Annotated in this window: 10 protein-coding genes and 1 pseudogene; 2 read left to right on the top strand and 9 right to left on the bottom strand. The window is 64.8% G+C overall.

Translation table 11 applies throughout. From position 1 onward, the window contains the following. Window positions 1-138: pseudogene (locus JWQ89_RS09615) on the top strand (leucyl/phenylalanyl-tRNA--protein transferase); the annotation flags it as partial. Window positions 139-141: 3 nt separating this feature from the next. On the opposite strand, the gene JWQ89_RS09610 reads toward JWQ89_RS09615, so the two are convergent. The 9 genes from JWQ89_RS09610 to JWQ89_RS09570 all read right to left on the bottom strand — a co-directional run bounded on the left by JWQ89_RS09610 (window position 142) and on the right by JWQ89_RS09570 (window position 5,639). Continuing rightward, complete coding sequence (locus tag JWQ89_RS09610; protein WP_299640457.1) at window positions 142-927, bottom strand: SDR family oxidoreductase; 786 nt, start codon at window positions 925-927, stop codon at window positions 142-144. A gap of 2 nt (window positions 928-929) precedes the next feature. Then, entirely contained in the window at window positions 930-1,322 is a 393-nt protein-coding gene (locus JWQ89_RS09605) for a GyrI-like domain-containing protein (RefSeq protein ID WP_299640455.1), read from the bottom strand. Between the two features lie 74 nt (window positions 1,323-1,396). Further along, entirely contained in the window at window positions 1,397-1,993 is a 597-nt protein-coding gene (locus JWQ89_RS09600; protein WP_299640454.1) for an SRPBCC domain-containing protein, read from the bottom strand. Then, window positions 1,977-2,324, bottom strand: coding sequence for a metalloregulator ArsR/SmtB family transcription factor (locus tag JWQ89_RS09595; RefSeq protein WP_299640453.1), 348 nt, complete (start codon window positions 2,322-2,324; stop codon window positions 1,977-1,979). Before JWQ89_RS09595 ends, JWQ89_RS09600 begins: the two co-directional genes overlap by 17 nt. A gap of 107 nt (window positions 2,325-2,431) precedes the next feature. Next, a complete protein-coding gene (locus JWQ89_RS09590) occupies window positions 2,432-3,157 on the bottom strand; it encodes an outer membrane beta-barrel protein (protein WP_299640451.1) in 726 nt (241 codons plus the stop codon). A gap of 120 nt (window positions 3,158-3,277) precedes the next feature. Further along, on the bottom strand, window positions 3,278-3,775 hold the full coding sequence (locus JWQ89_RS09585) for a GyrI-like domain-containing protein (RefSeq protein WP_299640450.1): 498 nt from the start codon (window positions 3,773-3,775) through the stop codon (window positions 3,278-3,280). A 76-nt stretch (window positions 3,776-3,851) separates the two neighbouring features. Then, a complete protein-coding gene (locus JWQ89_RS09580) occupies window positions 3,852-4,679 on the bottom strand; it encodes an alpha/beta hydrolase (RefSeq protein WP_299640459.1) in 828 nt (275 codons plus the stop codon). 84 nt (window positions 4,680-4,763) lie between these two features. Beyond that, window positions 4,764-5,189 (bottom strand): DUF2155 domain-containing protein, encoded by a 426-nt coding sequence (locus JWQ89_RS09575; protein WP_299640448.1) that lies wholly within the window; start codon window positions 5,187-5,189, stop codon window positions 4,764-4,766. 24 nt (window positions 5,190-5,213) lie between these two features. Further along, window positions 5,214-5,639 carry an NADH:ubiquinone oxidoreductase subunit NDUFA12 gene (locus JWQ89_RS09570; protein WP_299640446.1) on the bottom strand — a complete coding sequence of 142 codons (426 nt, stop codon included), beginning with the start codon at window positions 5,637-5,639 and terminating at the stop codon, window positions 5,214-5,216. 679 nt (window positions 5,640-6,318) lie between these two features. Between JWQ89_RS09570 and JWQ89_RS09565 the strand changes: the two genes are divergently transcribed. Next, window positions 6,319-10,020, top strand: a 3,702-nt coding sequence (locus tag JWQ89_RS09565) for a vitamin B12-dependent ribonucleotide reductase (RefSeq protein ID WP_299640444.1), incomplete at its 3' end; no start/stop codon positions are given.

The raw sequence follows: 10,020 nt of genomic DNA, 5'->3' as shown, positions 1-10,020 counted from the left end.
CGGCTGCTCGACACGCAGTTCGTCACCGATCACCTGAGGACCTTCGGCGGCATCGAGATCCCGCGCGAGGACTATGAGGCCCGGCTCGCCGAAGCCCTGAAGCACAAGGGCGACTATTTCGCCTACGACCGGTTCTGAACCTCAGTCCACCTGCGCCCCGCCCGTGGCGTTGGCCATCGTCATGGTCATTCCCGCCGCGAGGTCCGAGGCCAGTAGCACCGCGGCGTCGGCCACTTGCGCAAGCGCCGTCACCCGCCGGAGCGGCGTGTCCTTGCCGAACTCCTTGGCGACTTCCTCAAAGCTCATGCCACGCTCGTCAGCGCGCAACTGCCAGGCATTGCGCACCCCCGGCGCGTCGGGCGAGCCCGGCGAGCGCACCCAGGTGACCCGCACCTGATCCGGCCCGTTCTCCACCGCCAGTTGCCGCAGGTAGTGCTCCACCGCCGCACAGGCGACCCCGAAGCCGCCGACATGCGAATAGGCCTCGCGCGCCGCGTTCGCGGTGATCCCGACAATGGCGCCGCCGCCGTTCTGGGCCATGTGCCGCGCCACTGCCGTGCCGGTATTGAACCAGTTCCGCAGCGCCACCTCGACTACCCCGAAGAAGCGGTCGAACTCCATCTCGGTCAGCAGCGCGCCCTGCGTATCGGCCCATCCCGAGCCGTTGAACATCACCTTGATCGGACCGGCCCGCTCGACGATGGCGGCGAGATGCGCCTTCACGGCCGCGTTGTCCGTCGCGTCCACCGGCGCCACCTCGGCCCGCCCGCCGGCCGCGGCGATTTCGTCCGCCACCGCCTGCAGCCGCTCGCGATTGCGCGCCGCGAGGAACACCCGCGCGCCCTCGCGCGCAAATGCCTTCGCCACCGCGCCGCCGACAGCGCCCGAGCCCCCATAGACGATCGCCGTCTTGTCCTTCAGCAGCATGCTCAATCCTTCAGTTTGAAAGAAACGATGGTTTCCCACTTGTCGGAGTCCGGCTCCTCGGCGGGACTGTTGAGATAGATTTCCACCCGCGCCGCGAAATGGTCGCCGTCCGCCATCTCGCGCATGTCGAACTGCACTCCCTGCTCGCGGACCCAGCCGATCAGCGCTGCATTGGCGTCGATCAGCTTGTCGTAGCGGCCGAGAAAGGTGAGCTCCGCATAGCGCCCCGCGGGCAGCACGCCGCCGACCAGTTCGCCGGCGGGCGTCACCGGTGCTGCCACACCGGTCGCGAACTCGATCTCGAGCTCCGGCATCCGGACGATGTTGTACTTGAAGAACACCGGCCCATGCGGCTGTATCTTCTGCGCATTCATGCCACCGAACAGCAGCCCCATTGCCTCGTCGACGGCCCCCCCGAAGGCAGATGCTCACGTTGCGGCGCAGGCTCACATAGGGCTGGGCCGCCCGCTCAACGATTCTCGGCGCGCCGATCTTCATCTGCCGTCTCCTCGCGCTGCTCCCATGCACGCCGGCGGGCGGCAACGATGTCCTCTGCAACGCCATCGCTGCGCGGCCGGCCGATCGGCGTCGTCTCGACCACGTCCTTGAAGCGCAGCAGGTAGGCGGCCAGTAGGTCGATGGTGCTGTTCCAGCCCCAGTCATGTCCGTCGCGTTCCTCGATCCTGGTGAACCCGGCCTGCTGGAAATGCATCTCCGTCCGCTCGCCGCGGTCGATGAAGTCCATAGTCACGAGCATTTCGTGGCCGTCATAGTCGTTGATGTAGGTGAAGCTCAGCCGGCTCGGTTCGCGGATCTCCCGGTAGACGCCGTGGATCCAGTGCGCGTGTCCCGGCCCGTTGCTCATGCAGAAGCGCCAGGCGCCGCCCTCGCGAAAATCCATGTCGCATGAGAGCAGCGCATAGCCTTCTGGCCCATACCAGCGGACCACATGCTCCGGACTCGACCAGACCTTGAACACCAGCGCCCTCGGCGCCTCGAACATGCGGGTGAACTGCAGGACCTGCTCCGGCGGGAATTCGCCCGCAGCGCTATTGCTTGGGGTCATCCGGATTCCCCTTCTGGAGTTCGGCAAGATAGGCATCCATGCGCGCGAAATTCTGGTCCCAGTGCCGCCGGTAGCGCTCGACCCAGCCTGCGACCTCGGCCAGCGGCGCCGCATTCAGCTGCACCGGCCGCCACTGCGCATGGCGCGTGCGGGCCACCAGCCCCGCCTGCTCCAGCACCTTGAGGTGCCGCGAGATGGCGGGCATCGAGATGTCGAACGGTTCGGTGAGCTCGCTGACCGACGCCTCGCCCTCGTTCAGGCGCTGCAGGATGGCCCGCCGCGTGGGGTCGGCCAGCGCAGAGAGCGTCAGGGAGAGGGCGTCGGGCGACATATTTTGCGCACTCGTTAAATAACGAGTGTGTTAAATAAGCGGCCGGTTGATCTGTCAAGATGGGAGGCTCGCCCCGGATGTATGGGGACGAGCCGTCAGTCGAGAGATCAGAAGTTGAAGTTGGCGCCGACCCAGCCGAGCCACCCGGTGACCGCAGCGTCGCTCGATACCGGGTTAATTCGGCCCGGTCCCTCGAAAAACTCATAGGTGGTGGTGCCGAGGTCGTAGTAGAGCGCCTCGCCCTTCAGGGTGACATTGTCGGCCACGGCGATTTCCGCGCCGACGCCGGCTGTCCAGCCCAGCATCGACTGGGTATCGGTGGTCACCACGGTACCCGCCTGATAGACGTCCTGGAGCTCGCCTTCCAGCGTGCCATAGGCCGCGCCCGCGGTCCCATAGAACAGCAGCTGGTTCACGGCGAAGCCAAGGCGCCCGCGCAGCGATGCGAGGCTCTGGAGCCTGGTGGAGACGGTGAAGTTGAACACCGGGTCGGTGTACGAACCTTCTGCATTGCTCCAGGAATAGTCCGCCTCGATACCGGCGACCACGTTGTCCCATTGATGGTTGGCGCCGACCGTCACTCCCGCCAACATGCCGCTAAATTCGACAGTGAAATTGGGAATGCCAGGGTCGAAGCCCTCGAACAGCACGTTGCTGACATCGGCAGTTGCGCTGACAGTACCCACCGTGCCGCCGACATAGAGGCCACTCCAGCTGTAGCTGGACGGCAGCGCCGCATCGGCCTCTTCCGGCGCGGCAAAATCGGCCGCATCGACCGGCATGGAGGCGATGGCCGCCGTGATGGCCGCAACCGCGAAAACGAGACGTTTCATGAGGCCCCCGATAGCGACTCACATCGCCAGCAGGAGCGTAAGCGCTCGTCCAGAGCGGGGTAAGCGGACAGGTTGCCAACATACACGCTACCTAGGCGCTCTGCCGGGGATATTCGGCCCTCAATCCCCCAACCGGAACACCACCTCCGTCACCCATTTCTGCGGATCGGGCTCCACCTGCGGGTCGGTCTCATAGATTTCGAGCAGCGACGAGTCATATTCGCCGGCGCCCCTGCCGGGCTTCGGCTTGGGCACACCCTGCCGCCCCAGCCAATCTCCCAACGCCACGTTGGCGTCATAGAGTCCCTCATAGGGCCCGGTATAGGTCAGCGTGCCGAAGCGCCCGCCGGGGATGGTTCCGGCGCGGACGCGGCCGTCACCTTCCAGTTGCTCGTCCGTCGGGAAGCCGACTTCCATCTTCAGCTGCTCTCCCGGCCCCATCTCGAGATAGTTGAAGAAGGGCGCACCGGCCGGGGCGGCGCCCTTCGAAGCAAGCCACCCGGCCACTTCGCCGATCAACGGTGGAGCGTCGGTTGGAATGTCACTGCGGTCGAGGGTCAAGCGGATCGCCGCGAACGGCTGGTCCGGGCGGGTAACGATCCTGGGTTCGCTGAGCATCTGGCTCTCCTCTCGTCTGGAACGACGAGCTAAACCCGGATGCCATGCGCCTGACTTGATCGCAGTTGCGGTCGTCTCAACTCCCGGAGCCAGCGCTCCCCAGGGAGACCCGATCCAGAAACTCCCCTACTGCTCTGTTGAACTGGTCCGGCCGTTGCAGTGGCGCGAAATGACTTACTCCAGGCAGCAGCACCAGCTGCGCTCTGGGGATACTGCGCGCCAGGTACTCGGCATGCTCGAGCTTGATGAACTCATCGTGCTCGGCTTGAGCGATCACGACAGGCACCTTGATCTCGCCCAGCTCCCTCGCCGAGTAGTTAGGCTGGGTCCGCTGCATCTCGCCCACGGCATCGGAGAATGCCTTGAACTGATCCGGGGTTGCCGACAGCGCCTCATAGTCCTTGGTGTGCCGGTTGAGGCAGCGGCCGATGACCGGGGTGAACTCGAACGGCCTGGTTCCGGACGGGTCCATGTTGCACGCAAAGAAGAACACGCCGGCGCTGCGTTCGGGGGTGTCATGGGCGAGCACCAGCGCGATACATGCACCATCGCTCCAACCCACGAACGCGGCCCTGTCGATCTGCAACTCGTTCATCACGGCGAGAACGTCCGAGGCCATTAGTTGATAGCTGTAAGGTCGCTCATCCCGCGTGCTGCGACCATGGCCGCGGCTGTCGATCACCACCACGCGATGGCCGCCTCGGACCAGGTCCGGGACCTGGTTGCCCAAGTTGCCGCTATGCCCCATCCCGCCATGCAGCAGGATCACCGCCGGGCCTGCTCCATAGGTGGCGTACCAGATGCGCGCCCGATCGTGCAGCACATGACCTTGCAGGTCAGGGTCCGGGGGGAGTCCCACGCCCTCCGCCTCGAACTTCACCAGATCGTCGTCGTAAAGATTCATGTCGCTGCCCCAAAGCTCAACTGCGCCCTTGTCGAACAGCAGCGGGCCCATTCGACGGCCGGCTAGTTCGATTGCTTCAGCTGCTCAGCCACCCGTTCCGCCGACCGCATCGGCAGTCGGCGGCGGCACGTCCGTGCTCTGCTTACAGTCGAGCAGCCAGATGTCGTACACGGCGTGGTCGATGGCATTGAGCGCCGGACTGTCGGCGAACATCCAGCCGGTGAAGATGCGGTCGATGGTGCCCTTGAGGCTCACCTGGTCGACTTCGACGAACACCGAGGTGCGCTGCGTCTCGGTCGGCGGCCGCGTGTAGCAGGCGCGGGGGGTGATCTGCAGCGCGCCGAACTGTACCGTCTCGTCGATATAAACGTCGAATGTGGTGATCCGGCCGGTGATCTTGTCGAGCCCGGAGAACTGCGCCACCGGATTGGCGATGGTGTCAGCCAATGCCGGAGCCGCCGGCGCGAGGCAGGCGAGCACGACGGCCAGTCCTTTCAGGACCTTGTGCATGGGTGTCCCGATGACGTTTGGGCCCTATTCCGGCGACCAGGCGTCGTAGTCGCCGGTGACCCGCGGGCGCTCGCCCTTGCTGAGAAGGCTGCCGTCCGGGCGGTAGGCCAGCGCCGTCCCGGTCACGTTCGACACGTGGGGCTTCTCCCAGATGCGCGGAGCATAGGACTGCTCGGTCGGCGGCACATGCGTGCGGTAGTGCATCCAGCCGTACCAGCCGGGGGGAATGGTCGTAGGCTCGGCATAGCCGGGGGCGTAGATCACCATGCGGCGCTCGTAGCCGTTCGGACCGGGCCTCGAGCCCGGCTTCGAGCGGTAGTAGCGGTTGCCCGCTTCGTCGGCGCCGACATACTCGCCATGGAGGGCCGTCCAGAGGCGCGTGCCCCAGGTATTGCCCCGCCACCAGGCGAAAATCTCGATCAGGAAGTCCTTCCAGCCGCCGCGTTCCATACCGTCAAACCCGTTGCGCGCGGGGCAAATCGCCCGCCGTTTCTCGGCATCGCTCTAACATGCTGGGGCGCATGCGCCTAGGGGAAAGGCACCGAGCCTCCCCACCCTACCTATGGTGTGCCGACCCCCACGATGCGCTGCGTATGGTCACGGCAATTGTGAAGGAAATAATGCACTTGACAGGTTTCGCACCGAAAACCGCGCGCTGCTTAGCTCCGCCTGCTCACGTTCATGCGGTGCGCAAAGATGGCAAAAGAGTGGCGGATTCCTCGGGGTTTAGAGCCGGTTCCAGCAGCGAGCCGGGAGGGCCGGGTACCGAAAATTGACTCTGCGGAGGCTCGAATCGCACTTGGAACTTTTCCCCGTAATCCACATATGAGATACTGGATTTAGGCGTCGGATGCGGGCAATGCCACTACCGGTTGTGTGTTGTGATCGTGCCTCGGCATTGACCGACTCGAAGAGAAGGGCCCATCCTTTTGAGGTTGCGCCGGGCTCATCGGGACGACGCGACGGACGACCGGGACCACGCGGCGGCGACAGTTCGCCGACGGTCCCAAACGGGGCTCCTTGGCCGTTTGTTGTACGGCCGGTTAGACAGCGTCATACGAAGTGGCAGAGGCCGTCCTTGGCGGCTCGCGGGCTTTCCTGTCCGCAATATTTGGGGAATAAATAACGAATGCGCATCGAACGCCGGTACACCAAAGCCAACGAAAGCGCCTATGCGGGGATCGCATTCCGCTCGACCACGAGCGAAATCCGCAACCCCGACGGTTCGGTTGTCTTCAAGCTCGAGGACATGCAGGTCCCCACGACCTGGTCGCAGGTCGCCGCCGACATCATCGCGCAGAAATATTTCCGCAAGGCCGGCGTCGCCAAGATCCTGAAGAAGGTCGAAGAGAACGACGTGCCGTCATGGCTGTGGCGTTCGGTTCCCGACGAGAAGGCGCTCGCCAAGCTCCCCGAGGCTGAGCGCTACGGTTCGGAAATCGACAGCCGCCAGGTCTTCGACCGGCTCGCCGGCACCTGGACCTACTGGGGCTGGAAGGGCAAGTACTTTGCCACCGAGGAGGACGCCCGCGCCTTCTTCGACGAGCTCTGCTATATGCTCGCCACCCAGCGCGTCGCGCCCAATTCCCCGCAGTGGTTCAACACTGGCCTCCACTGGGCCTATGGCATCGACGGCCCCGGCCAGGGGCACTTCTATGTCGACCCGTTCACCGGCCAGTTGACCTCGTCCAGTTCCGCCTATGAGCATCCGCAGCCGCATGCCTGCTTCATCCAGTCCGTCAGCGACGACCTCGTCAACGAGGGCGGCATCATGGATTTGTGGGTGCGCGAGGCGCGGCTGTTCAAGTACGGCTCGGGCACCGGCTCGAACTTCTCGCGTCTGCGCGGCGAGGGCGAGAAGCTGTCGGGCGGCGGCAAGTCCTCCGGCCTCATGAGCTTCCTCAAGATCGGCGACCGGGCTGCCGGCGCCATCAAGTCGGGCGGCACGACGCGCCGTGCCGCCAAGATGGTGGTGATCGACATCGATCACCCCGATATCGAGGACTACATCAACTGGAAGGTGAAGGAGGAGCAGAAGGTCGCGGCGCTCGTCACCGGCTCCAAGGTGGTGTCGAAGGCGCTCAAGGCCATCATGAAGGCCGCCGTCAACTGCGAAGGCAATGGCGACGACTGCTTCGACGTCACCAAGAACCCGGCGCTGAAGCGCGAGGTGCGCGCTGCCAAGAAGGCGCTGGTGCCCGAGAACTATATCCAGCGCGTCATCCAGTTCGCGCGGCAGGGCTACACCGACATCGATTTCCCGGTCTACGACACCGACTGGGATAGCGAAGCCTATCTCACCGTCTCGGGCCAGAACTCGAACAATTCCGTCCGCGTCACCGACGATTTCCTCAAGGCCGTCGAGACCGATGGCGACTGGAACCTGCTCTCCCGCACCAAGGCGGGCAAGGTCGTGAAGACCGTCAAGGCGCGCGACCTCTGGGAGCAGATCGGCTATGCCGCCTGGGCCTCGGCTGATCCGGGCATCCAGTACCACACCACCATCAACGAGTGGCACACCAGCCCGGAAGCCGGCGAGATCGTCGCGTCGAACCCGTGCTCGGAGTACATGTTCCTCGACGACACGGCGTGCAACCTCGCCTCGGTCAACCTCCTCCCCTATCGCAACGCCGACTCCAGCTTCGACGTCGCGGCGTTCGAGCACAGCATCCGGCTGTGGACCGTCGTCCTCGAAATCTCGGTGATGATGGCGCAGTTTCCGTCGAAGGCCATTGCCGAGCGCAGCTATGTCTACCGGACGCTTGGCATCGGCTACGCCAATATCGGCGGGCTGCTGATGACCTCGGGCATTCCGTACGACTCGGCCCAGGGCCGCGCCATTGCCGGCGCCATCACCGCGGTGATGACCGGCGTCTCCTATGCCACCTCGGCCGAGATGGCCGGTGAACTCGGCGCCTTCCAGGATTATCCGCGCAACGCCCCGCACATGCTGCGCGTCATCCGCAACCACCGGAACGCCGCGTACGGCAAGACCGAAGGCTACGAGGGCCTCTCGATCCTCCCGGTGGCGCTCGACCATGCCTCGATCGGCGACGCCACGCTCTCCACCCGCGCCAAGGCGGTGTGGGACGATGCGCTGGCGCTGGGCGAGAAGCACGGCTACCGCAATGCGCAGGTCTCGGTGATCGCCCCGACCGGCACCATCGGCCTCGTGATGGATTGCGACACCACCGGCATCGAGCCCGATTTCGCGCTGGTGAAATTCAAGAAGCTCGCCGGCGGCGGCTACTTCAAGATCATCAACAACGCGGTGCCCCCGGCGCTGCGCACGCTCGGCTACTCCGAGAGCCAGATCGCCGAGATCGAGGCCTATGCGGTCGGCCACGGCAACCTCAACCAGGCGCCGGGCATCAACCCCTCGACGCTGCGCCAGAAGGGCTTCACCGACGACAAGATCGCGGCGCTCAATGCCGCCACCAAGTCCGCCTTCGACATCAAGTTCATCTTCAACCAGTGGACGCTGGGCGCTGATTTCCTAAGGAGCCTTGGGGTCACCGACGCCCAGCTCGCCGACATCAGCTTTGACCTCCTGAGCTTCCTCGGCTTCTCGAAGAAGGACATCGAGGCTGCCAATATCCATGTCTGCGGTTCGATGACGCTCGAGGGTGCGCCCTTCCTCAAGGATGAGCACCTGCCCGTCTTCGATTGCGCCAACCCCTGCGGCAAGATCGGCAAGCGGTACCTGTCGGTCGAGAGCCACATCCTGATGATGGCCGCGGCGCAGCCGTTCATCTCGGGCGCGATCTCGAAGACCATCAACATGCCGAACGACGCGACGGTCGCCGACGCCAAGGAAGCCTATATGCTGAGCTGGCGGCTGGCGCTCAAGGCCAACGCGCTCTACCGCGATGGTTCGAAGCTGTCGCAGCCGCTCAATTCCTCCATCCTCGCCGATGTGGAAGAGGATGAGGACGATGCCGCCGAGACACTGCTCGCCGCCAACCAGATGGCGCGCGTGCCGCAGATCTCGGAAAAGATCGTCGAGCGCATCGTCGAGCGGATCACCCGCGAGCGCGAGAAGCTGCCGAACCGGCGCAAGGGCTACACCCAGAAGGCCAATGTCGGCGGCCACAAGGTGTACCTACGCACCGGCGAGTTCGACGATGGGCGGCTGGGCGAGATCTTCATCGACATGCACAAGGAAGGCGCCGCCTTCCGCGCCATGATGAACAACTTTGCCATCTCGATCTCGCTCGGCCTGCAATACGGCGTGCCGCTCGATGAATATGTCGAGGCCTTCACCTTCACCCGGTTCGAGCCGGCCGGCATGGTGATGGGCAATGACCGGATCAAGAATGCCACCTCGATCCTCGACTACATCTTCCGCGAGCTCGCGGTCTCCTACCTCGATCGCGACGACCTGGCGCATGTGAGCCCGGATTCCGGCTCGACCTCGCTCGGCAAGGGCGTCGCCGAGGACGCCGCCGTGCGCCCGCCCAACGCCCCTGCCCCGGTCCCGGCCCAAAACCTCGTCTCCCGCGGCATGACCCGCGGCAAGATGAAGGACCAGAACCTGATGCTGGTCCCCGGCGGCCTCACCGCCGCGACCTTCAACCCGGTGCAATCGATGCAGACGAGCACCGTCACCGCCCTCAAGGCCGCCACGGCCCTGAGGATCGACCCGGCCGCCACCGCCCTCAACGCCGCCGAACTCAACCCCATCCCCTCCCCCCCACCCTCACAGGACCCGGTGCAACTGAGGGCCCAGGCCCAGATGCAGGGCTATACGGGCGACCAGTGCTCCAACTGCAACTCGATGCGGATGAAGGTGAGCGGGCACTGCATGGTTTGCGAGGATTGTGGGACGACG

The sequence above is a fragment of the Devosia sp. genome (assembly GCF_028290645.1).
Taxonomy (GTDB): domain Bacteria; phylum Pseudomonadota; class Alphaproteobacteria; order Rhizobiales; family Devosiaceae; genus Devosia_A.
The sequence above is the reverse complement of the archived record's forward strand: the minus strand, read 5'-3'. Positions and strand labels throughout refer to the sequence as shown.